The sequence below is a fragment of the Methylobacterium sp. 10 genome, assembly GCF_000519085.1.
Classification (GTDB): domain Bacteria; phylum Pseudomonadota; class Alphaproteobacteria; order Rhizobiales; family Beijerinckiaceae; genus Methylobacterium.
Genome location: NZ_KI912577.1, coordinates 269890 through 292500, shown reverse-complemented (window position 1 = coordinate 292500; position 22611 = coordinate 269890). Strand labels below are relative to the sequence as shown.

Sequence of the window (22611 nt, the reverse complement as noted above, 5' to 3'; positions counted from 1 at the left end):
TCGTCCTTGGGCACCTCGCCGGCGAGATCCCGCGTCGGCTCCGACTTGCTCGTCGGTTCCACGAAACGCTCAGGCGCTGGTGCTGCAACCGGACGAGGGGCGGCGGTCAGGAAGGCCGGCAGGGCACCGACGACATCCTCGGAAGAACGCAGATCGGGCTCCTCCCGGCGACGGGACCGCCGCGGAGCCGTCTCCGAAGAACGACGGGCATCGTTGCGCGGGGTGTCCTGACGGGGTGAATCCTGTCGAGCGGTTTCAAACCGAACAGGCTCCTGGCGCGGGATCTCCTGACGATGAGGTTCCTGCCGGGGTGCTTCGTGCCGTGAGATCTCTTGGGCGGTCACATCCTGCTTTGGCGGAGCGTCGTTGCCCTGAAACTCGCTGCGAGGGGTGTCGTAGCGGGAGCTGTCGCTGCGGCTTTGGGCGCGGTTGAAATCGGCACGCGGCTGGTCCTGGCGAGCGTAGTCCTGGCGCGCCTGATCCGGCCTCGCCTGCTCGTTCCGTGGCTGCTCGTGCCTCGAATTGTCCTGCCTGTTGCCCTCGCCCCGGAAGGAATCCTGCCGGTTGTAATCCTGCCGGCCACCGTCATTGCGGTTTCCGTCGTAGCGAGAGCCTTCCTGGCGGCCGCCATCTTGCCGGCCACCATCTTGCCGGCTGCCGTCTTGCCGATTGCTATCCTGCCGTTGGCTGTCCCGATTGCCTTCGAAACGCTGCGGGCGATCGTTGCGGTTCTGGAAGCGCTCCCGGCGCGGGTTGCGCTGATCCGACGGCGAATCCTGCCGTGTATCTTGCCGTGTATCCTGGCGGGGCTCGTAGGATTGCGGCTGAGGCTGCGGCTGTTGAGCCGGATCGCCGTATTCCTCGTTATAGCTGTTGCCGTAGCCGTTGGCAGCATAGCCCAGGCTTGCGCCCTGACCCTCGTCGTCGCCATCCTCATCGTCATCGTAGCCGTTGCGGGCATACCCACCATTCTGCTGGCGGTTCTGCTCCTGGGCACCCGAGATGATGCGAAAATAATGCTCGCCGTGCTGGAAATAGTTTTCAGCGGCCACCGGGTCGCCGCTTGCTTGCGCATCACGCGCGAGCTGGGCGTATTTGTCGGCGATGTGCTGTGCCGTCCCACGGATTTTTACATCCGGCCCGTTGGACTCGTAGGAACGCGTCAGCGGATTGGGACCTTTGGGGCGGTTGCGACCGCGCATCCGTCTATTCTGGTTTGGTCTCATCGGTCTCGATTGACCCTCGTTCAAATCGGAGCGTCTGATGATGCGGCGGGGCTACGGGCGAAGAAAGATGACCCGTGTCGGGCTCTTCCTAGTCCTCGTAGGATCCGGTCAGTGGTTCCGCGATCGATTTTGCCGTGCTCGCCGTATGTCCGGTCAACCGATTCCCGCGCTCACATTGCGGCGCTCATCGGTCGTCTGGCACTCAATTCATCAAGCTTCCACACGGCGTCTCGTGCGTATCGGCTTGATGGTGGGGAGATCGTCTAAAAGTATCGCGTGCTAGACGCCGCTGACACTTCTACCTCGATCCGCCTTGACGGATCGTTCGCGACCTGACTGTGACACTAGCGGCTCCCCAAGCCTACAACAAGCTCTTTTTCATCTCCTGTCGTCGTTGGCTGTTGGCAGAAGGCCGGACAGAGTGACGACACGGGCGTGACCGGCCAGATCATGCCTCACGGACCCGCGTAGGAAACCCGCTTGGCGACCGATCCGCAAAACGTCATCGGCCTGATCATGACCGACCTCGAGGACGAGGGCACCCTCCGGGGTGAGACGGGGGCGACCGTCTGCTGCCCCGCTCACCTCCGTCACGATCCGTCTGTATGCCGCAAGTCCATCCTCGCCACCGTCGAGGGCGCCGAGCGGATCATGGCAGCGGACTTCCTCGGACAAGGTCGAGATGACCGCACTCGCGATGTAGGGCGGGTTCGAGAGGACGATATCGAACGGCTTGCCGAGGGCGGAGCACCAATCGCCGGCCAGGAAGGCGGTACGCCTCCCGACACCGTTGAGACGGGCGTTGGTCCGTGCGCAGGCGAGCGCTTCGTGCGAGCGGTCGAGACCGACTCCGAAAGCCTGCTCCCATTCGCTTAGGAGCGAGACCAGAATGCAGCCGGATCCGGTTCCGAGATCGAGGAGGCGGAGGGGCCGGTCTCGGCTGGGGTAGAGCGCCAAGGCGGCATCGACGACGGTCTCTGTATCGGGCCGTGGAACCAGGGTCGCCGCGTTGAGAATGAAGGGAAGCCCCCAGAACTCCCATTCGCCGAGGATGCGTGCCACGGGCTCGCCCGCGAGACGCCGCCGCATCGCGTCCCCGAGCCGCAGGGCGCCCTGCTCGCCGATGGGCTCCGTACCGGACAAGGCGAGTTCGGTCGGCGTGATGCCGAGGACGTGGAGGAGGAGGAACCGGGCATCGTTTGCCCCACCGTCGATCCCGGCCTCGGAAAACGCCGAGACCGCGTGGCGCAGGGCCTGCGAACGGGTCCGCCGAGGATCGATGCCGCTTCTCGCCGCGCCATCTTCCGTCGAACCAGATTCCCTCACGCCATGCCTTCTGCGGCCATGAGTTCCGCCTGATGCTCGGTGATCAGGGCATCCACGAGCTCATCGAGGGCCTCTCCCGCAAGCACCTCTTCCAGCTTGTAGAGCGTGAGGTTGATGCGATGGTCCGTCACCCGCGCCTGCGGGAAGTTGTACGTGCGAATGCGCTCCGACCGATCGCCGGAACCCACCTGGGACTTGCGGTCCGCGGCACGGACGGCATCCTTGGCCGTCCGCTCGGCATCGTAGAGCCTGGCACGCAGGAGCGACATGGCGCGTGCCCGGTTCTTGTGCTGCGAGCGCTCTTCCTGGACGAAGATGACGATCCCGCTCGGCATGTGGGTGATGCGGATCGCCGATTCCGTCTTGTTGACGTGCTGGCCGCCGGCGCCCTGTGACCGCATCGTGTCGATCTTCAGGTCGGCATCGTTGACGACGATATCGACCTCCTCGGCTTCCGGCAGCACCGCCACCGTCGCGGCGGAGGTGTGAATGCGCCCTTGAGCTTCGGTGTCGGGCACGCGCTGGACGCGGTGCGCGCCACTTTCGAATTTCAACTTGGCGAAGACGCCCTTGCCCTTCACCTCGGCGATGACCTCGCGATAGCCGCCGACGGTGCCTTCGCTCTCGGAAATGACGTCGACCTTCCACCCTTTCAGGTCGGCGTATTTCGCGTACATGCGGAACAGGTCGCCGGCGAAGAGAGCGGCCTCGTCGCCACCGGTGCCGGCACGGATTTCGAGGATGGCGCTCTTCTCATCGGCGGCATCCTTGGGCAGCAGGATGACCTGGAGCGCCTTGTGGGCGGCCTCCAACCCGGCTTCCGCATCGGGCTTCTCGGCGGCGGCGAGCGCGCGCATCTCGGCATCCCCCCCCGGCTCGTCGATGAGGGCCTCGATCTCGGCAAGGTTCGTCGCCGCGGCGCGGTAGGCATGGATGGCCGCCACTACGCCGTCGAGCTCGGCGAGTTCCCTGGACAGTTGGACGAAGCTGTCGGAATCGGCCGAGCCCGCGCTGAGCGTGGCGGTGACGATGTCGTGCCGCGTCAGGATGGCGTCGAGACGGTCTGAAGGAATAGGGGTCATCGCCCGGAGGATACTCTCAACTGTGGAATGCGCATGTCCGACGGACGTGCCAGGTCCGCGGGGGTGGTCGTGGCTTCCGGCAAGATGCCGTCACGCTCGCTAGATAGGCACGCCCTGGGCCTTGGCGAAGGCCGTGAGGACCGGCCTCAGGGTGGCGCTGTCGCCCGCCCGTTCGATCTCTTCATCGATGAGGGCGGTGACGGCGGCCGCATTGAGGGCGAGCACCATCGCCTTGACCGGGCCGATGGAGGCCGGCGACATCGACAGGTTGCGGAAGCCGAGGCCGATCAGGGCCATCGCTTCCAGGGGCTTGCCGCCGATTTCGCCGCAGATGGTGACGGGGCAGCCGGCGGCAGTCGCCCGCTCCGCGATGAGGCGGAAGGCGCGCAGGGCCGGGATGCTCAGCGTGTCGAACCGGTCGGCGACGCGGCGGTTCTCGCGGTCCACCGCGAAGAGGAACTGCATCAGGTCGTTCGAGCCCACCGACAGGAAGTCGGCGACCTTGGCGATCTCGTCGATCTGGAACAGGAGCGAGGGTACCTCGACCATCACCCCGAGGCGGCAATCGCTCGGCAGGACATGGCCGTGGCGGCGCAGATGCGCCTTCTCGCGATCGACGATGGCCTTGGCGCGAACGAACTCGTCCACCGTAGCCACCATCGGGAACATGATCTTGAGCGGCCGGCCCGACGCAGCTCTGAGAAGCGCCCGCAACTGCACCCGCAGCAGAGCGGGACGGTCGAGGCCGATGCGGATGGCGCGCCAGCCGAGAGCCGGGTTCTCCTCTTCGAGGGCCGGCATGTAGGGCAGGATCTTGTCGCCGCCGATATCGAGGGTGCGGATCGTCACGGGCAGGTCGCCGGTGGCCGAGAACACCGCCTCGTAGAGCGATTGCTGCTCGGCGGCCGAAGGCATCCGCTGCGCCACCATGAACTGCAGCTCGGTGCGGAACAGGCCGATGCCCTCAGCCCCGGTCTCATGGAGATGGGTCAGGTCCACCAGCAGCCCGGCATTCAGCTGCAGGCCGATGGCGACCCCGTCGCTGGTGATGGCCGGCAGGTCGCGCAAGGCCCGGTACTGTTCCTGGCGGCGCGCGCGCAGGCGGACCTGCTCGGCATAGGCAGCCTCGATCTCAGGCCCGGGCCGGACCTGGATCTCACCGGTGACCCCATCGACGATGATGGCGTCGCCCGCGTCGCACAGCGCCGTGGCGTTGGCGATCTCGCCCACCGCCGGGATGCCGAGAGCGCGGGCGACGATGGCGATGTGGCTCGTCGGGCCGCCTTCCTCCAGCACCACGCCGCGCAGGGAGGCGCGATCGTAATCGAGGAGGGCCGCCGGCCCCATGGAGCGGGCGACGAGGATCGCGTTCTCGGGAAGCTCACGATGCGTGCCGTTGCTCTCGGTGCCGATCAGCGTACGCAGGAGCCGGTTGGCGAGGTCGTCGAGATCGTGCAACCGGTCGCGGAGATACGGATCGCTCTGCCGCATCATCCGGGCGCGATTGTCCGACTGGACGCGCTCCACGGCGGCCTCCGCCGTGAGTCCCGAATGGACCGCTTCGCGCATCCGGCGCAGCCAGCCCTTGTCGTGGGCGAACATCCGCACGGTCTCCAGCACCTCGCGCGATTCGCCGGTGCCGATGATGTCGCCGCGCTCCACGAGTTCGTCGATGGCCGAGCGGACTTCGCCGATGGCCTCCTCCAGGCGCTCGACCTCGCGCTCCAGATTTTCGGCGATGAGCTGCTTCACGATGATGCGCGGCTCGTGCAGCACCACGTGGCCGAGGCCGATGCCGTCGGCGAGTGCCACGCCGCGCTGACTGACGGCACGTCGCGCGGCGGAGCCCGCACCCGGTGCCAGGGATTGCAATTCACCCGAAGCGATCATCTCGGACAGCACCATCGCCGTCGTCTGGAGCGCCTCGATCTCCTCCTCCGAATAGACCCTGTAAGTGAGGTTCTGCACCACGAGGACGCCGAGAGTGTTCCCGGCGCGCAGGAGCGGCACGCCGAGGAAGGCGTGGTAGGCTTCTTCTCCGGTCTCGGGTCGGTACGAGAAGGACGGATGCGACTGGGCGTCCGAGAGCGAGAGCGGCTCGGCGGTCTTGGCGATGAGGCCGACGAGGCCTTCGTCCGCCCGCATCCGGGTCAGGTGGACGGCCGAACGATTCAGGCCCTCGGTGGCAAACAGTTCGAGGGTGTTGTCATCGCTGAGGACATAGACCGAGCAGACCTCGGCGATGACGTTCGCCGCGATGAGGGTGACGATACGGTCGAGGCGTGCCTGTGGACTGACCGGCTCCGCCATCGCTTCGCGGAGGCGGCGCAGCAGCAGGCGCGGGCCTCCGGGCGCAGCAGGCATGGACTCCTCGATCCGAATTCAGTCCCCCGAGACCCGCAGGCGCAAGTTTCATGCGCGGCGACGGGGGCGGCGCTCAAGCCTGATCGAGGCCGTATAGCGAGTGGAGCGTGCGCACGGCAAGCTCCGTGTAAGCCGCATCGATCAATACGGAAAACTTGATTTCCGACGTGGTGATCGCGCGGATGTTGATTCCCTTCTGCGCGAGCGCCCTGAAGGCCTTGGCCGCGACGCCCGCATGGCTTCGCATGCCGACGCCGATGGCGGACACCTTCACGACATCCGTCGCGCCTTCGATCTGGGCGAACTCGATCACGCTGCTCTGCGCATCGAGAATCGTGCGGGCGCGGTCGTAATCGGCGGACGGGACCGTGAAGGTCATGTCGGTGGTCGACTGGTCGCCCGACACGGTCTGGATGATCATGTCGACGTTGATGTTGGCGTCCGCCAGCGGCCCGAAGATCGCCGCGGCGACACCGGGGCTGTCCTTGACGCGGCGGAGGGTGATCTGCGCCTCGTCCTTCGAGAAGGCGATCCCGGTGATGATCTGCTGTTCCACGATGTCGTCCTCGTCGCAGATGAGGGTGCCTGTGCGGGCGTTGTCGGGCGGGTCGAAGCTGGAGCGCACCGTGGTCGGCACGCGATGGACCATGGCGAGCTCGACGGAGCGGACCTGGAGGACTTTGGCTCCGAGGGAAGCCATCTCCAGCATCTCCTCGAAGGTCACGCGCTCCATGCGCCGGGCCTTCTGCACCACGCGCGGGTCGGTGGTGTAGACGCCGTCGACGTCGGTGTAGATGTCGCAGCGCTCCGCGCCGATGGCGGCGGCGATGGCCACCGCGCTGGTATCCGAGCCGCCCCGGCCGAGCGTGGTGACGCGGCCGGTCTCGGCATGGATGCCCTGGAATCCGGCGATCACGGCGACTTCACCACGAGCGAAGCCGGCATCGAGATTCTTGGGGTCGATCGCCTCGATCCGCGCCGAACCGTGGGCGTCGGAGGTCTCGATCGGGATCTGCCAGCCCTGCCAGGAGCGGGCCTTGATCCCATTCTTCTGGAGCGCCGTGGCGAGGAGGCCCGCGGTGACGAGTTCGCCCGAGGCGACGACGGCGTCGTACTCGGCCTCGTCGTAGAGCGGGTTGGCGTCCTTGACCCAGGCCACGAGTTCGTTGGTCTTGCCGGACATGGCCGAGACGACGACGGCGACATCGTAGCCAGCCTCGATCTCGCGCGCCACGTGGAGCGCCACGTTGCGGATACGGTCCACGGTCGCCACCGATGTGCCGCCGAACTTCATCACCAAACGGGGCATGTCGGGTCCGCGTCGATCCATTCCAGAGCCGGCTGTCTGCCGGTAGCACGGCGCTTTATCGGCTTCGAGCCGGAGCGGCGTCCCGCCGCTGTACCGGCCGGTGCTTCGGCGGGTACAAGGGCACTTCGGACGTGTCAACAATCGGGCATGCGGGCGGGATGGCCCGCATCCGGGTCGGAAGGTCAGGCGAATGAACCCAGCGGCATCCTCTTCCATCGACGCCGAGGAAGTCGCCCGCTTCGAAGGCATCGCCGCGACGTGGTGGGCCGAGGACGGGCCGATGAAGGTGCTGCACCGGTTCAACCCGGTGCGCCTCGCCTATATCCGCGACGCGATCTGCACGAAGTTCGGCCGCGACCCGCGCATGCCCTACCCGCTGAAGGGGCTGACCATCGTCGATGTCGGCTGCGGCGGCGGTGTCCTGTCCGAGCCGCTGGCGCGGCTCGGCGCCAGCGTCGTCGGGCTCGATCCGGCGCCCACCAACATCGCCGTGGCGCGTTCCCATGCGAAGGCCGGGGGCGTGGCGGTGGATTACCGCTCTCAGACCATCGAGGAGGTGGTGGCGGCAGGCGAGCGGTTCGACGTCGTCCTGATCATGGAGGTGGTGGAGCACGTGGTCGACATGCCGGCCTTCGTCGCCAGCGCCTGCCAGGCGGTGAAGCCGGGCGGCCTCCTGTTCGCCGCCACACTGAACCGCACGATGCGCTCCTTCGCGCTGGCCATCGTCGGAGCGGAATACGTTCTCGGCTGGCTGCCGCGCGGAACCCACGACTGGAACAAGTTCGTGAAGCCGGACGAACTGTCCAGCGCCATCACGCGCGGTGGCCTCTCCGTCACCGATACCACCGGCGTCGTGTTCAATCCCCTCGACGGGAGCTGGCGGCCCGCCCGCGACACGGCGGTGAACTACATGGTCGCGGCTGCGCGCCCGGCCTGAACCGGGCCCCACCCTCCTCGTTGACGATGCGGACCACGAGGAGACGTCATGCTGGAAAAGCTTCCGCACGCGGTCGGCTCGGCCCTGTCGGGCCTGAAAGCCGGCCTCGACACAACCACCTACCACCGGGATTTCGGGAGCGTGCCCGAGACGATCTCGCTGACGAGCCCGGCCTTCGCCGACGGGGAGAGCCTGCCGGCCCGTTTTACCGAGGATGGGCCGGGCATCTCGCCGCCGCTTGAGTGGAGCGGCTTGCCGGCCGGCACGAGCCGCGTGGTCCTTCTGGTTGAGGATGCCGGCAGCCCGACCCCGAAGCCCCTCGTTCATCTCATCGCCTGGAACCTTGCCGCTGGCGACGGCCTCGGCGAGGGAGACCTCGCGAGCCCTGCGGGAGAAGGGGTGCGTCACGATCTGGGCAAGAACAGCTTTTTGGGTAAGAACAGCTTTCTCAAGGACCAGTGGCTGCCGCCGGATCCGCCCACCGGACACGGCCCGCATGCCTACCTGTTCCAGGTCTATGCCCTGGGGGCTCCGCTCGATCTGCCGGCGAGTTCGGGACGTGCCGCGCTCATCGAGGCCATGACGGGTCAGGTCCTCGCCAAGGGCTGTCTGACGGGACTTTACGAGCGCCGCTGACGACGCCGCTTGCGCTGCTGCCGCCAATCGGTGCAAGCGCGCCCAAGCAAGAGGCGCTGCGGCTCAAGGGAGGATCGGCATGAAGGCTTTGCTCTGCACCAGGCTCGGCGGCCCCGAGGATCTCGGGATCGTCGAGGTGGCCGATCCGGTCGCCGCTCCCGGCGAGGCCGTGGTGCGGGTGACGCTGGCGGCGCTGAACTTCTTCGATACGCTCATCATAGCAGGGCGCTATCAGGTGAAGCCCGATCTACCGTTTTCGCCCGGCGGCGAAGCGGTCGGCGTCATCGAGGCGCTTGGGGAGGGCGTCGAGGGTTTCGGGATCGGCGACCGCGTCATCGTCCACCGGACCTACGGCACCTGTGCGGAGCGCATCGCGGTAGGAACCCGGCATCTCACCCCCGTACCCGATCCGGTGAGCGACGAGCAGGCAGCCGGACTCACCATCACCTACGGCACCTCGCTCCACGCCCTGCGGGATCGGGCGCGGCTGCAGCCCGGTGAGACGCTGGCGGTTCTCGGCGCCTCGGGCGGCGTCGGTCTCGCCGCGGTGGAACTCGGCGTGATCATGGGAGCGAAGGTGATCGCCTGCGCGTCCTCGCCGGACAAGCTTGCGGTGGCGCAGGCGCACGGCGCCGAGATGGGTCTCGATTACAGCGCGGAAAATCTGCGCGAGGGGTTGAAGAAGCTCACCGAAGGGCGCGGCGTCGATGTGATCTACGATCCCATCGGCGGCGACTACGCCGAGCCCGCCCTGCGTTCGCTCGGCTGGAAGGGGCGCTACCTCGTCGTCGGATTCGCGGCCGGCGACATCCCGCGCATTCCCCTGAACCTCGCCCTTCTCAAGGGCATCGACATCCAGGGCGTGCATTGGGGCGTGTTCGTGGAGCGCGAGCCCGAGGCTCATCGGGCGAACCAGGAACAACTCCTCGCCTGGGTGGCGGAGGGACGCCTCAAGGCGAAGATCCACGGCACCTATCCCCTTGAGGACTATGCCGCAGCGCTCGGCATCCTCAAGCGCCGCGAGGCCGTGGGCAAGGTGCTGCTGCGGCCGTGAGGGGGGTAAGCTCTCCTCCCTTGTGGGGAGGGAGGTGTACCGCCAATCAATGGAAATCCCGGCTGCGGTAGACGCGCCGGTCCGGCGGTGCCCCGAAATCCGTGGTCTCCGCCGGGAGCTTGAGGCCGCCCTCCCGCAGGCTGCGCAATTCGTCCGTCAGGTCGCGGAACTGTTCGGCGAGGAGATGGACCACGAGGCCCGAGCGCTGGATGCGCCCGCGCACGGCGATGAAGCGGGCGCTCATGGCGATGCGCCGGTTGGCCTCGAAGACCTTCTTCCAGACGATGACGTTGCAGATGCCGGTCTCGTCCTCCAGCGTCAGGAACACCACGCCCTTGGCGGTGCCGGGGCGCTGCCGGGTGAGGACGAGCCCAGCCACGGTGACGCGGGCGTTCTGGCCCCATGAGGGATCGTGATGCGCCGCCGCCGGGATCGCGCCGATGCGGGCGAGGCGTGCGCGGAAGAACGCCACCGGATGGCCCTTCAATGAGAGCCCGGTGGAGACGTAATCCTCCGCCACATGCTCGGGGAGCGCCATGGACGGCAGCTCCACCGCGGGCTCGGCCCGGAACAGCCCATCGTCGGCATGGAAGGCGAAGAGCGGCATCGGCGCGTCGAGGAGATGGGTGCGCCGGTCGGTGGCCGCTGCCCGCGCCGCGCTCGCCCGCTGGGATGTGCCCTCCAGCGCCCGCACAGCCCAGAGGGCGGCACGACGATCGAGGTCGAGGGAGCGGAAGGCGTCCGCCTCGGCCAGGCGCTCGAGGGCGTTGCGGGGCAGCGTCAGGGCGGCTTGCAGGCCCTCGACGCTGGCATAGCCGTTGCCGCGCAGGGCCACGAGCCGGGCCATGCCAGCCTTCGGCAGGCCGCTCACCTGCCGAAGGCCGATGCGGACGGCGAAGCGCCGCTCGGCTCCCTGCTGCTCCAAGGCCGGTTCCAGAGTGCAATCCCATTCGCTGGCATTGACGTCGGGTCCGCGCACCTCGACGCCGTGGGCACGGGCATCCCGCACGAGCTGGGCCGGCTGGTAGAAGCCCATGGGCTGGGAGTTCAGGATCGCGGCAAGGAAGACGTCCGGGTGACGGCACTTCATCCAGGCCGAGGCATAGACCAGCAGGGCGAAACTCGCCGCGTGGCTCTCGGGAAAGCCGTAGGTGGAAAACCCCTCGATCTGCTTGAAGCACCGCTCGGCGAAGTCACGCGGATAGCCGCGTCCCGCCATGCCCTCGATGAACTTGGTCCTGAAGTTCACGATCTGGCCGTTGTGCCGGAACGTCGCCATGGCCCGACGCAGCCCGTCCGCCTCCGATGGCGTGAAGCCGGCCGCCGTGATCGCGATCTGCATGGCGTGTTCCTGGAACAGCGGCACGCCGAAGGTCCGCTTCAACACCTCTTCGAGTTCGTTCGCCGGCCCGTGCTCGGGGGAGGGGGACGGGAACACGATGGGCTCCTCGCCCGAGCGCCGCCGCAGGTAGGGATGGACCATGTCGCCCTGGATCGGTCCCGGCCGCACGATGGCGACCTGGACGACGAGGTCGTAGAATTCCTGCGGCTTCAGGCGCGGCAGCATCGACATCTGTGCCCGGCTCTCGACCTGGAACACGCCGACGGAATCGGCCTTCGACAGCATGGCGTAGACCTCAGGCTCGTCGCGCGGGAGGTCTGCCAACGTCTCGTATTCGATGCCGTGATCCTCGCGCAGGAAGTCCAGGCCGCGCCGGAGGCAGGTGAGCATCCCAAGCGCCAGCACGTCGACCTTGAGGAGGCCGATCGTGTCGATGTCGTCTTTGTCCCATTCGATGAAGGTACGGTCGGCCATCGCCGCGTTGCCCACCGGCACGGTCTCGTCGAGACGTCCCTTCGTCAGCACGAACCCGCCCACATGCTGCGACAGGTGGCGCGGAAAGCCGATGAGTTGAATCGCGAGATCCACCGCCTGCCGGATCGCGGGGTTGGCTGGGTCGAGCCCGGCTTGCGCGATATGCTGATCGGGCAGCCCGGCGCCCCAGGAGCCCCAGACCGTGTCGGCCATCATGCCGGTGATGTCGGGGGTGAGGCCCAGCACCTTGCCGACTTCACGGATCGCGCTGCGGGGCCGGTAGTGGATCACCGTGGCGCAGATCGCCGCCCGGTCCCGCCCGTAGCGGTCGTAGAGGTACTGGATCACCTCCTCGCGGCGCTCGTGCTCGAAATCGACGTCGATGTCGGGCGGCTCGTCCCGGCTTTCGGAGATGAAGCGGGCGAACAGCAGCCGGATCTTGGTCGGGTCCACCGCCGTGATGCCGAGGCAGTAGCAGACCACCGAATTGGCCGCCGAACCGCGCCCCTGGCACAGGATTCCCCGATTGCGGGCGAATTCGACGATGTCGTGGATGGTAAGGAAGTAGCGGGCGTAGTCGAGGCGGCGGATCAAGTCGAACTCGTTGCGCAGGGAGGTTTCGACCGTCGCCGGGATACCGTCCGGGTAGCGCAGTTCGGCCCGTTGCCGGGTCATGTGTTCGAGATGTCCCTGGGCCGTCCTGCCGGGGGGGACGGGCTCGTCGGGATACTCGTATTTCAGCTGCTCCAGGGAGAAGCCGCAGGCCTCGGCGATCTCGATCGTGCACGCGATCGCCTCCGGGTGGTCGGCGAAGAGCCGGGCCATCTCGGCGGGCGGCTTCAGGTGACGCTCCGCATTGGCCTCCAGACGGTAGCCGGCCTCGACCAGGGTGCAGCCCTCGCGGATGCAGGCGAGCACGTCCTGCAGGGGGCGTCGGTCGGGATGATGGTAGAGCGCATCCGAGACCGCCACCATCGGTGCGCCGAGGCGTTTCCCGACCCCGGCGAGGCGGCCGAGCCGACGCCGCTCGTCGCCGCGGTAACGGTGGCTCGCGCCGAGGAAGACGCGGCCGGGGGCCGTCTCCGCCAGGGCGGCGAGATGGCGGGCGAAGACGGGATCGTCCTCCTCCGGCGGGAGTGCGATGAAGACCTGCCCCCTTGCCGCCGCGAGCATGTCCGGGACACCGAACCGGCACGCGCCCTTCTCCGAGCGGCGGTTGCCGTCCGTGAGCAGCCGGCAGAGCCGTCCGTAGCCGTCGCGGTCCATCGGATAGGCGATGGCCTCGAACCCCTCCTCGGTGACGAGACGGACGCCCGGCAGGTAGCGGATCGTCGGTTCGCCCGCCTTCTCCCGGCGTTTGGCTTCGGCATGGCCGCGCACCACGCCCGACAGCGTATTGCGATCGGCGATGCCGATGGCGTGGAGCCCGAACTCGGCGCCCTGCGCCACCATTTCCTGCGGATGCGAAGCCCCGCGCAGGAACGAGAAGTTCGTGGTGACAGCGAGCTCGGCATAGGCGTGTCCCGCATAGGTTGGAGAGCTCATATGCCCTCAACCCTCCCCCATCTGGGGGCTACGATATGCACACATCTCGCGGGCACCGCGGGTCCCCTCTCCTGGAAGGAGAGTGACAGGGTGAGGTGCGTGAGCTTTCCGGAGATGGACAACACCTTACCCCAGTCCTCTCCTTCCAGGAGAGGGGGCCTGTCGCGCCTCGAGTCGAACCTTGGATCGAGCGAAAAGCCGTCGAGCGGATGTGTGAATCCAGTAGTCTCTGCGGAGCAGGCGGGAGAGGGGGCGACTTCTCCGGAAATGGCGCTCCCCTCTCCAGACCCTCGCTCACGCGAAGGCCACCCTCCCCCGCAGAGGGGGGAGGGGAGGTGGCGACGAACCCTCACGCGAACAATCCCTGCACGAACCAGCGCGCCGCCGTCTGAGTCGTGTGGAAGCCTTCCCGGTAGAGCCAGAGGCGCCGGCCGGATTCGTCCTCGACCACGTAGTAATCCCGGGTGGGGGCAGGCGCGTGCCACCAGGCGTCGGCGATGCGCTCCGGACCCTCGGCATGGGCGATCCGATGCAGACGCCGCCGCCAGCGGAAGCGCTGGGGCGGCCCGTCGGGGGCGAGCGAGAACACTTCGTCGGCCGCCTCGCTGCGGGATAGGAGGACGAGGGGACGGGACGGCATCCCGCCCTGTGGCCGGGTGCCCACCCGCTCGGGCCAGTGCATCTCGATTCCCCTCACCCGCCACGGTTCCAGGGCATCGGCGCGTTCGGGGATGTGGCTCGCCCGTGGGCTCACGCGGATGACCCTGGCCCCGATGCGCTGGCGCAGGGCATCGGCGAGGCGGGCGGTCCCGCCGGTCTCGGCCTCCCGGTCGAGGCCCGTCTCGGCCAGGGCGCCCTGGCGTGCCTCCAACCGGCCGATGCCGGTCACGTCGAGCCGCACGGTCTCGAAGCCGAAGCCGGCATCGAGGGCCGGCCCGAGCCGGTCGAGGCGCAGATCGAGCAGCCGCCCGACCTGGGTCGGGCAGAGGGTCGGTTCCGACAGGCCGAGATCGAGGCTGCGCTCGATTCCGTCGACCCGGTGAAGGCTCAGCCGCAGGGATCGCGCGCCCAGGCCCGAGGCGGCGAGGCGGGGGGCGATCTCCTGCATCAGCCGCATGGCGGTGGCGACGATGATCGCCTGATGTCCGATCGGATCGAGAAAACCCCGGCTCGCTCCGAAGGCGGCCGGCTCTCCCAGGGAGACCAGCGGCTCCGGCCTCCTCCCCAGCGCCTGGTCGAGGCGCAGGAGCAGGCTCTCGCCGAAGCGTCGGGCCAGGGGAGGGCGGGCCGCCTCGGCCAGCGCCCCGATCCGGCGCAGGCCGAGGCGGCGGAGGGATTCGGCGATGGCCGGCTCGATCCGCAAGGCACTCACGCAGAGGTCGCGCAGGGCCGGCGCGTTGCCCCCCCGGGGCACCACGACGGGGCTCGTGGAGCCGCCGTGGCGGGCGAGCGCGAAGGCGCAGGCCGGCGTGTCGGCCAGGGCCATCCGGGCGGGGATCGCATTGGCCGACAGACGGGCGGCGAGGTCGCCCATCAGGGCCTCTTCCCCGCCGAACAGGTGGCTCGCCCCTTCCACGTCGAGAAAGAAGCCGTCTCCGCCTTCCCCCGGCCCGAACGGCGCCACCATGGGTGTATAACGCTTGGCCCAGAGGCAGAGACGCGCGAGGGCGGCAGTATCGGCCTCCGGGTCCGCGGGATGGACGGCGATGCCCTGCCCGATCCGGGCGCGAGCCCGTGCGAGGGGCTCGCCAGGACGCAGGCCGAGAGCACGGGCGGCGGCGTCGACGGCCGTGATGCGCAGGCCTCCCGGCCCGATGGCGGCCACGACGGCGGGGGAGACCCCGTCATCCTGCGCAGCCCGAGCGCGCCTGAGGCGCGTCAGCGGCCACTGCTCCAGCCAGACCGAAACGATGCGCGGCATGATCCCACTCCAGAAGCCAATTCCCCGTCCGTCCGTTGCGGCAGCGGTCGAGCCGCGCCCGCCAGCATGGCCGCTCGATGCAGCCGAACCGGTCCCGCAGGGCCGCGCCCGAGCCGATCCGCCAGCGGGTCGCTGCCATGTTCGGGTGGTCCGCCTGCGGCGGCCGGAGCACGAGGAGGAGACGGGAGGCCGCCTCGCCCGCCAGATGCAGCCGCCGGCTCTGCTTCAGGGGCAGGCCGGCATCCACCAGCCCCGCCACCGCCCTCAGCCCTTGCGAGCGCAAGGCCTCCTCCACGGCGCGGTAGGCATCCGCGTCGGTCTCGACCTCCAGGATCAGCAGGCGGCCCGGATCGAGGCCGAGCCCTGCGAGGCCGTGGCCGTAGGGCGTCGGATGCCCCTTGCCGATGACGAGGAGAGCCTCCCCTTCCACCCGCGCGAGGTGGCGGGCCATGAGGGCGAGGGTGAAGCCCAAGGCCGCCGCTTCGTCGCCCTCGGATTCCGGGGCGATCTCGTGCGGCCGGCCGAGGGAGAGTCCTCCGCCAGGAAGGCCGGAATCGATATGGGCGATTCCCAGAGGAAGGGCTTCGACGGACAAGGGGTTGGCATGTCCTGCCCCGTGGCCGCGCAGGGCGTCCAGAGCGATCCGCCGGCGCCGCTCGAGCCCGTCCGTCTCCGTTTCGCCGTCATCGCGCATCTTCGTCGAGCCAAATCCATCCAGTCCATCCCATCACCGGACAATAGGAACAAAACAAGAACAAGCTCAACCGGTTTCAGGAGGATGAAAAATAACCGAGCGTCTACAGTCGCTTCCCCTGTGGACGGCTGTGGAAGAGTGTGGATGAAGGAAGGCCGCCAGACGGCCGGAGGAGCTGGGCCGGACTTGACCGCCTGACCGGACCCGGCATTGTCCCTCCGCCGTGCCGGACCTCCGGCGCATCAGCCTGGAGAGAATGCCCATGCGCCTCGACCATGCCGCCCAGTGTCCGGCCCCGACAGGCTTCATGGCCAAATCATTGATGGGATTGATGATCCTCGTTGGATTCGCGGCTGGTCCGGCAGCGGCTCAGGCGCCTGGCCAGGTCAGTCCCGGCCAGCCCGGCCGTGGAATGAACGCCGCTCCTGCGACGGATGCCGCCGCGGCCCCAGGGCCCAGGGCGGTTAGGGCCAGGCCCAAGCGGGTCGTGGCGCCGTCGCAGCCGATCCAGGTCTACGATGCGCGGATCGAGGCGGGGGATCTGCGGATTTCCGGCAGCGTGCGCAAGGCCGGCACCGTCGTGATCCTCGACGAGGACATCTCGGTGATGGCCGATTCGCGCGGCCGATTCCTGTTCCGCCTCCCGTATCGGCCCGCCACCTGCGTCGCGGCGCTGAAAGCCGGCGAGGACGAGAGGGAGGCCGTGGTGGCCAATTGCGCGCCGGCCGGCGAGCCCGGCCCCAAGGGCGATGCCGGCCCGCAGGGAGAACCCGGTCCCCAGGGTCTTGCGGGGCTGGCCGGTGCGCCGGGTGTGGCGGGGCCCGCAGGCGAAGCCGGGCCGAAAGGCGAGTCGGGACCGAAGGGCGATGCCGGACTCAAGGGGGAGATAGGCCCGCAGGGGCCGATCGGCCCCAAAGGCGATGTCGGCCCCAAGGGTGAGACCGGTTCCAGAGGAGCTCCCGGTCCTCAGGGCGAACCGGGAGCCGCCGGCATCACGGCCAGCGCCTCCACCTCCACCTTGCGGCCCGTTCGCAACGAGAACTGCTCGTCCGGGGGCTGCGAGTTGAGCTGTGACAGCGGCGAGGCCTTCGTCTCGGCCTATTGCCTGTCCTCCGGCAGCCCATCCTTCGCCAATGGGGGCGCCAGCGCGTCCTGTCCGTCCGACGCCAAGGGCATGGTCGGGTTCTGCTCGCGTCTATAGTTCCGGGCCGGCCTCATCGAGCCAGTCCATCATCCCGGCCGCCGCGGCGCGGCCGCTGGAAAAGGCTCCCTGCAACAGGTAGCCGCCGGTGGGAGCTTCCCAATCCAGCATCTCCCCGGCGACGAACACGCCGGGCCGCGCTTTCAGCATGAAGCGTGTGTCGATGGCCTCGAAGGCGACGCCGCCGGCCGTGGAGATCGCCCGCTCGATCGGACGGGGGGCAATGAGGCGCAAGGGGGCCGACTTGATCAGGGCCGCGAGATCGGCCGCCGAAGACGGAAGGGCGCGACCGGCGGCCTCGCGCAGCAATCCCGCCGCGACGGGATCGAGACCCGCATCCTTGCGCAGGCGCGTGGCGAGCGAGGCTCCCTGCTTGTACGTCGCAAGGCGTCGCATCATCGCATCCTCGGTCAGGTCCGGCCGCAGGTCGAGGATGAGACGGGCCTCGCCCTCGGCCTCGATCCCCTCGCGGATGAGGCGCGACAGGGCATAGACCGCCCCGCCCTCGATCCCGTCCGCGGTGATCATGGCCTCGCCGCGCACGGTCTCGTCGCCGAGCCTGAGCGCGACGCGCTTCAGGGGCGTCCCGGCGAAACGTTCGCGGAACACGTCCGACCACGGCACTATGAAGCCGACATTGGCGGGTTTGAGGGGCGAGACAGCGATCCCGGCCCGGGTGAAGACCGGAACCCAGGCCCCGTCCGAGCCGAGCCTCGGCCAGCTCGCGCCGCCGAGGGCGACGAGGGTTGGCCGGGCCTCCAATGCGATCCGTCCTTCCGGTGTCTCGAAGAGCAGATGCCCGTCCTCCCAGCCAAGGAAGCGATGACGGGTGAGGATGCGGACGCCCATGGCGTCGAGCCGCCCCAGCCAGGCCCGCAGGAGCGGCGATGCCTTGAAGCTCTTCGGAAAGACCCGTCCGCTAGAGCCAACGAAGGTCGGCTGGCCGAGCCCCTCGCACCAGTCCCGCAGAGCCTGAGGGGGGAAGGCATCGATCGAATTAGCGAGGGACGGCTGGACCGGGTGGTAGCGGCGCTGGAACGATGCCAGCGGCTCGCTGTGGGTGAGGTTGAGGCCGCCGCGCCCAGCGATGAGGAACTTGCGCCCCACCGAGGGCATCCGCTCGTAGACCGTGACGCGATGACCGGCTTCCGCCAGCATTTCGGCGGCGGCGAGCCCCGCCGGGCCGCCGCCGATCACCGCAATGTCCCGGAAGGTCGATCCTGTCATGGTGCTGGGAGGCCGTGGCTGCGCCTCACTGTCAAGGGTGGATCGTGGTTTCGCGTATCATCCGGCCTCGGAGGCGACCAGGGCGAAGGTGAGCACGTCCACCGATGAGGCGCCCCCGCGCAGAAGAGCCCTCGACGCGGCATTGGCGGTGGAGCCGGTGGTGGCGACGTCGTCGATGAGCAGGACTTTGCGACCCTGGAGCCGTGCCCTCGCGGCGGCGGGCACTCGGAATGCGCCCTGGAGGTTCGTCGCCCGCGCGGCGCGGCTGAGGCCTACCTGCGAGCGTGTCGCCTTCACTCGGGCAAGTGTCGCGGTCTCGCAGGGTAGGCCGGTGAGCCGGCCGATCCCGCGACCGAGGAGGGCGGCCTGGTTGAACCGGCGGCGCCATAGGCGCGTCCAGTGCAACGGCACAGGCACCAGACAATCGGCCTCCCGCAGCAACTCGGCGCCGGCAGTCGCCATCATCCGCGCCATGGGGGGGGCGAGGTCGAGCCGGTCCTCGTATTTCAACCGGTGAACGAGATCGCCCGCCACGTCGTCGTAGAGCGCGACGGCCCTCGCCCGTCCGAAGACCGGCGGATCGGCGATGGCCCGTGGGGACAACAGGGGGCCGAGTCCGAGATCGAGGGGAAACGGCGTGCCGAGCCGCTGGCAATAGGGCTGCTCGATGAGGCGCAGGCTCGACCAGCAACGGGGGCACAAAGCATGCGGATCGGCGGTGGCGGCACCGCAGCCGGCGCAGGTCGGCGGATAGATCAGGCCGAGGGCGCCCGCCGAGATCGAGCGGAGGCCTCGCCGAAGAAGCTGGGCGGCGGACACCATGCCCCTTAGCTTACGGCCTCGTCCGCCGCTCTGCGATGACATTTTCCTGAGCCAGCCTTTCGCGGAGCGAGCCCTGCGAAACGTCGGCTCATACCAATCGGCGCTGATCCCGACCGATGGCCGGAATCAGCGCGTTCGGCGGACGCAAGCCGCTGCGCTGTCGCACGGGCAGACGACGAGGAGGTCTCCTCGTCGTCTGCTATCACTGTCCGGCGGGCTGCTGTTCCTGGCTCTGCTGCTTGTCCTTCTTGTTGGCCCTGTGGTGACCGATGGCGCATCCGGCCGCTGCCCCCATCTTGCCATGGCCGGCCATATGGCCGGCGATGCCGCCCACGAGTGCACCCTTGATACAGCCCTTGGCCTCGGCGGCACCGCTCAGCGACAAGGCTGCGAGGGTGGACAAGGCGATCGCCGCAACGAGTCGAATCATGGGTCCGGTCTCCGGTTTCCGTTATGATGCTCCAACATTCCGCCGCTCACGCCCGTTCCCCGCTGGCAGGATCACGTTTCCGCGCCAGCTATCAGGTCGAGATGACGATTCCTCCGCCCCTCTTCGACACGGGTCTCGCGCGCCGACGCCTCGCTCGCGCCACGCGCGCGGGCTATGCGGATTTCCTGCTCTCACGCCTCGCCGGCGATCTCGACGACAGGCTCTCTTCAGTCCTTAGGGCGTTTCCGGAGGCTCTCGACCTCGGGACGCCGAGTGCAGCCCCCGCCCGAGGCCTCCTGCGCTCCGGCCGTGTCGGCGCCATCACCCGCGTGGCTACTCTGGCCGAGGCCGGCGATGGTCTCGTCCTTGTAGTTGGTGATCCGGAGGTGCTGCCGCTGGGGGCCTCGCGCTTCGACCTCGCCGTGTCGCTGCTGGCCCTGCAGCACGTCAACGATCTGCCGGGGGCGCTCGCGCAGTTGCGCCGGGTGCTGAAACCCGACGGGCTGTTCATCGGCTGCCTTTTGGGCGGCCGCACCCTCACCGAACTGCGTCAGGCCTTCGGCCAGGCCGAGGTCGAGATCGAGGGGGGGATCAGCCCGCGCGTGGCGCCCTTCGCCGAAGTGCGCGAGATGGGGAGCCTGCTCCAGCGCGCCGGCTTCGCCCTGCCGGTGACGGATGTCGACACGATCACCGTGCGCTACGCCGATCCCTTCGCCCTGATGCGCGACCTGCGCGCCATGGGCCTCACCAATGTGCTGACCGAGCGCCGCCGCACACCCCTGCGCCGCGACACCCTGATGCGGATGGCCGCAATCTATGCCGAGCGGTTCGCCGATCCCGACGGGCGTCTGAGGGCGACGTTCGAGGTCCTGTGGCTCTCCGGCTGGGCGCCGCATGAGAGCCAGCAGAAGCCGCTCAAGCCCGGCAGCGCCAAGTCCCGTCTCGCCGACGCTCTGGGCGTTCCCGAGATGACGCCCGGCACGACGAGCGATCCTTGAGGAGACGACCATGAGAGAGCCCGGCCCGGACCACCCCATTACCATCGAGACGAGCCATCGGCGCGTCCGCATCATCGTCGCCGGCGCCGTGATCGTGGAATCCGGTGCCGCCCTCGTCCTACGCGAGGCGAGCTACGGGCCGGTCTATTACCTGCCCCGCGCCGATGCGCGCTGGGAGTATTTCACCCTCTCGGCGCGCAGCAGCCACTGCCCCTACAAGGGGGAGGCCAGCTATTATACGCTGACGGTCGGCGATACGGTGCGGGCCGACGCGGTCTGGAGCTACGAGGCTCCCTTCCCCTCCGTCTCCGAGATCAAAGACCACCTCGCTTTCTATCCGGACAGGGTGGACGCGATCGAGGTGGGGTGAGGCCCGGGACCGGCTCAGGGTTCAAGGGACGGCCTTCACTTCAGGCAACTGGCGAAGCCGGGGACGTTGTCGGCGGCATCCCAGCCGTCCCTCATGCTCAGCCGCATGCAATCCCCGAAGAAGGCGACCCAGTTCTCGATGTGACGCCCGGTTCCGGTGGGATAGCACAGGAGTTTCCAGCGATTGCCGGGTGACGCGTCGCGCCGGAGAGATCCGGCGTTGTAGGCGGCGGCCACCAGCGGCGGATCGAAATGGCTCAGCCCACGCTGCTGGGCGATGTAGGCCGTGCCCGCCTCGATGGAGATTTCGGGACGCAGAAGGTCGTCCCCGTCGAGCGTGCGGCTGCCCAGGGCCTGACGAGCGGTCCCGACCAGGGTCTGCATCAGCCCGACGCTCTCGTCGTTGATCCGAGGCTCGGCGCGCCGTGCATTTGGATCGCCGCCGCTCTCGGCCGCGATCGTCGCCACGATCAACTCGACGGGGACGCCGTAGCGCTTGGCCGAGGCCGCGCAGAGATCGCCGTAGCGCGACCAGATCCGGGCGACGGTGTTCGGCTCGCCGGGCGTGCCCTGCGCCGACGCGCCGTCCACGGCGATGCCGTCGGTGGTCAAGGCCCAGGAGACCCCGTCCGGGAAGTGTGTGTGCGGCTGCACCAAAGCCTCGATCACACCGGAGAGGATCCCCGGCGGGGCGGGTATCGCGGGCTCCGAGCGCGTGACGCTGGCGAAGGCCATGGGCAGGACGGCCCCGGCTTCCGCCGACAGTGCGAATGCCGGTGCCGGTGGTGGAGGGAGCGCGGCAGGCGCAGAGCGAATGCTTTGCTTCGCCAATTCCGTCCCCAGGTTCTGAAAGGTCGAGCGGATGGCCTCGTTGCTGTCCTTCGAGCCCTGGCTGCTGCCCCAGTAGAAGGAGACGATCGAGGCGGCGATACCGTTGATGAAACCGACCGCCGTCCCAATCAGGCCGAAGGCTGCGACCGCACCGTCCTTGAGCGGTGCGGTGTTCCCGAAGGCGAGCCAGAGGCCGCTGATGACCGTCGCCACCATGCCGCCGATGGCGATCCACACGATCCACATGCCGGCATTGAAGACGTTTACCGAAATCCCGGCCGCCAGTTGAAAATCCTGTGCTCCCTTGCGGTTCTGAGCATCGACCTCAGCGAACCGAATTCCCGCATCGAGTTCGTATTTGCGCAGATCCGCCTCCGCCTGTTTCAGGGCGAGGACGAATTGCGGGTCGGTGGCATTCTCCTTGACGATCTCCGTCACCTGATCCGGCCTCAGGGTCGATGGGGCGGCGGCTCCCAAGCTTTCTGCGGCGGCCTGTCCGGTGGGAAGGTATTTCTGCAGCACGTCCGAGACGACCGACGAGGCGATCACGTTGAAGGGCGGCGGCAACGCGAGGCCGGTCAGCAATGTCGGCGCCGTGGACCGCAGGATTGTCTTGACGATCTCCGGGATATCCATGGCACGTGTCCTCCTCGACGGATCAGTTCTGTCCAGGCGGGGCCACGATCGAAGATGTCAGGCATGACGGATCGTTCGCCTGCCGCGTATCCGGGCGCGCAAGCGGGATGTGCCGGACGAAACCTTGCGTGGACAATCGCCTACCAATGACCGGAATCAGTCATCTTAGAATTCAACCTCGCAGAAC

At 68.3% G+C, this 22611-nt stretch carries 18 protein-coding genes (1 of these 18 only partly in view); 6 read left to right on the top strand and 12 right to left on the bottom strand.

Annotated elements, in window-relative coordinates; all coding sequences use genetic code 11:
* From K368_RS0101250 to K368_RS0101230, 5 genes are all read right to left on the bottom strand, one after another.
* Window positions 1-1202, bottom strand: the 5' portion of a protein-coding gene (locus tag K368_RS0101250) for a DUF4167 domain-containing protein (protein ID WP_036265860.1). The gene continues 115 nt to the left of window position 1, outside the view; the window shows 1202 of its 1317 coding nt (coding positions 1-1202); its start codon is at window positions 1200-1202; the stop codon falls past the left edge of the window.
* Between the two features lie 402 nt (window positions 1203-1604).
* A complete protein-coding gene (gene prmC / locus K368_RS0101245) occupies window positions 1605-2477 on the bottom strand; it encodes a peptide chain release factor N(5)-glutamine methyltransferase (RefSeq protein ID WP_245259654.1) in 873 nt (290 codons plus the stop codon).
* Window positions 2478-2548: 71 nt separating this feature from the next.
* A complete protein-coding gene (gene prfA / locus K368_RS0101240) occupies window positions 2549-3634 on the bottom strand; it encodes a peptide chain release factor 1 (protein WP_027170805.1) in 1086 nt (361 codons plus the stop codon).
* Between the two features lie 99 nt (window positions 3635-3733).
* The gene (ptsP, locus tag K368_RS0101235) at window positions 3734-5998 is read right to left on the bottom strand and encodes a phosphoenolpyruvate--protein phosphotransferase (protein ID WP_027170804.1); all 2265 of its coding nucleotides are present in this window, start codon (window positions 5996-5998) and stop codon (window positions 3734-3736) included.
* A gap of 73 nt (window positions 5999-6071) precedes the next feature.
* Window positions 6072-7307, bottom strand: coding sequence for an aspartate kinase (locus K368_RS0101230; RefSeq protein ID WP_027170803.1), 1236 nt, complete (start codon window positions 7305-7307; stop codon window positions 6072-6074).
* 190 nt (window positions 7308-7497) lie between these two features.
* On the opposite strand from K368_RS0101230, the gene ubiG reads away from it, so the two are divergent.
* The 3 genes from ubiG (at window position 7498) to K368_RS0101215 (ending at window position 9934) form a co-directional block, all read left to right on the top strand.
* Window positions 7498-8244, top strand: coding sequence for a bifunctional 2-polyprenyl-6-hydroxyphenol methylase/3-demethylubiquinol 3-O-methyltransferase UbiG (ubiG, locus tag K368_RS0101225; RefSeq protein ID WP_027170802.1), 747 nt, complete (start codon window positions 7498-7500; stop codon window positions 8242-8244).
* A 48-nt stretch (window positions 8245-8292) separates the two neighbouring features.
* On the top strand, window positions 8293-8880 hold the full coding sequence (locus tag K368_RS0101220) for a YbhB/YbcL family Raf kinase inhibitor-like protein (RefSeq protein ID WP_027170801.1): 588 nt from the start codon (window positions 8293-8295) through the stop codon (window positions 8878-8880).
* 79 nt (window positions 8881-8959) lie between these two features.
* Entirely contained in the window at window positions 8960-9934 is a 975-nt protein-coding gene (locus K368_RS0101215) for an NADPH:quinone oxidoreductase family protein (RefSeq protein ID WP_027170800.1), read from the top strand.
* A 46-nt stretch (window positions 9935-9980) separates the two neighbouring features.
* Here the strand turns inward: K368_RS0101215 and K368_RS0101210 are convergent, their stop codons facing one another.
* From K368_RS0101210 to K368_RS0101200, 3 genes are all read right to left on the bottom strand, one after another.
* On the bottom strand, window positions 9981-13295 hold the full coding sequence (locus tag K368_RS0101210) for an error-prone DNA polymerase (RefSeq protein WP_027170799.1): 3315 nt from the start codon (window positions 13293-13295) through the stop codon (window positions 9981-9983).
* 349 nt (window positions 13296-13644) lie between these two features.
* Window positions 13645-15216, bottom strand: a complete 1572-nt coding sequence (locus tag K368_RS0101205) for a DNA polymerase Y family protein (protein WP_027170798.1) — start codon at window positions 15214-15216, stop codon at window positions 13645-13647.
* On the bottom strand, window positions 15140-15910 hold the full coding sequence (locus tag K368_RS0101200; protein ID WP_027174500.1) for an ImuA protein: 771 nt from the start codon (window positions 15908-15910) through the stop codon (window positions 15140-15142). The genes K368_RS0101205 and K368_RS0101200 overlap by 77 nt, the downstream gene beginning before the upstream one ends.
* Before the next feature lie 256 nt (window positions 15911-16166).
* On the opposite strand from K368_RS0101200, the gene K368_RS0101195 reads away from it, so the two are divergent.
* Window positions 16167-17111, top strand: a complete 945-nt coding sequence (locus tag K368_RS0101195) for a collagen-like protein (protein WP_027170797.1) — start codon at window positions 16167-16169, stop codon at window positions 17109-17111.
* Here K368_RS0101195 and K368_RS0101190 read toward each other — a convergent pair.
* The 3 genes from K368_RS0101190 to K368_RS0101180 all read right to left on the bottom strand — a co-directional run bounded on the left by K368_RS0101190 (window position 17106) and on the right by K368_RS0101180 (window position 19590).
* A complete protein-coding gene (locus K368_RS0101190; RefSeq protein WP_027170796.1) occupies window positions 17106-18338 on the bottom strand; it encodes a TIGR03862 family flavoprotein in 1233 nt (410 codons plus the stop codon). The genes K368_RS0101195 and K368_RS0101190 overlap by 6 nt on opposite strands.
* Window positions 18339-18395: 57 nt before the next feature.
* The gene (locus K368_RS0101185; RefSeq protein ID WP_036265855.1) at window positions 18396-19160 is read right to left on the bottom strand and encodes a ComF family protein; all 765 of its coding nucleotides are present in this window, start codon (window positions 19158-19160) and stop codon (window positions 18396-18398) included.
* A gap of 202 nt (window positions 19161-19362) precedes the next feature.
* Window positions 19363-19590, bottom strand: coding sequence for a hypothetical protein (locus K368_RS0101180; protein ID WP_027170794.1), 228 nt, complete (start codon window positions 19588-19590; stop codon window positions 19363-19365).
* Window positions 19591-19691: 101 nt separating this feature from the next.
* On the opposite strand from K368_RS0101180, the gene K368_RS0101175 reads away from it, so the two are divergent.
* Together K368_RS0101175 and K368_RS0101170 are read left to right on the top strand one after the other, a co-directional pair.
* Entirely contained in the window at window positions 19692-20588 is an 897-nt protein-coding gene (locus tag K368_RS0101175) for a methyltransferase domain-containing protein (RefSeq protein WP_027170793.1), read from the top strand.
* Window positions 20589-20598: 10 nt separating this feature from the next.
* Window positions 20599-20958, top strand: coding sequence for a DUF427 domain-containing protein (locus K368_RS0101170; RefSeq protein ID WP_027170792.1), 360 nt, complete (start codon window positions 20599-20601; stop codon window positions 20956-20958).
* Between the two features lie 35 nt (window positions 20959-20993).
* Here the strand turns inward: K368_RS0101170 and K368_RS25460 are convergent, their stop codons facing one another.
* The gene (locus K368_RS25460) at window positions 20994-22424 is read right to left on the bottom strand and encodes a transglycosylase SLT domain-containing protein (protein ID WP_051439714.1); all 1431 of its coding nucleotides are present in this window, start codon (window positions 22422-22424) and stop codon (window positions 20994-20996) included.
* Window positions 22425-22611: the final 187 nt, after the last annotated feature.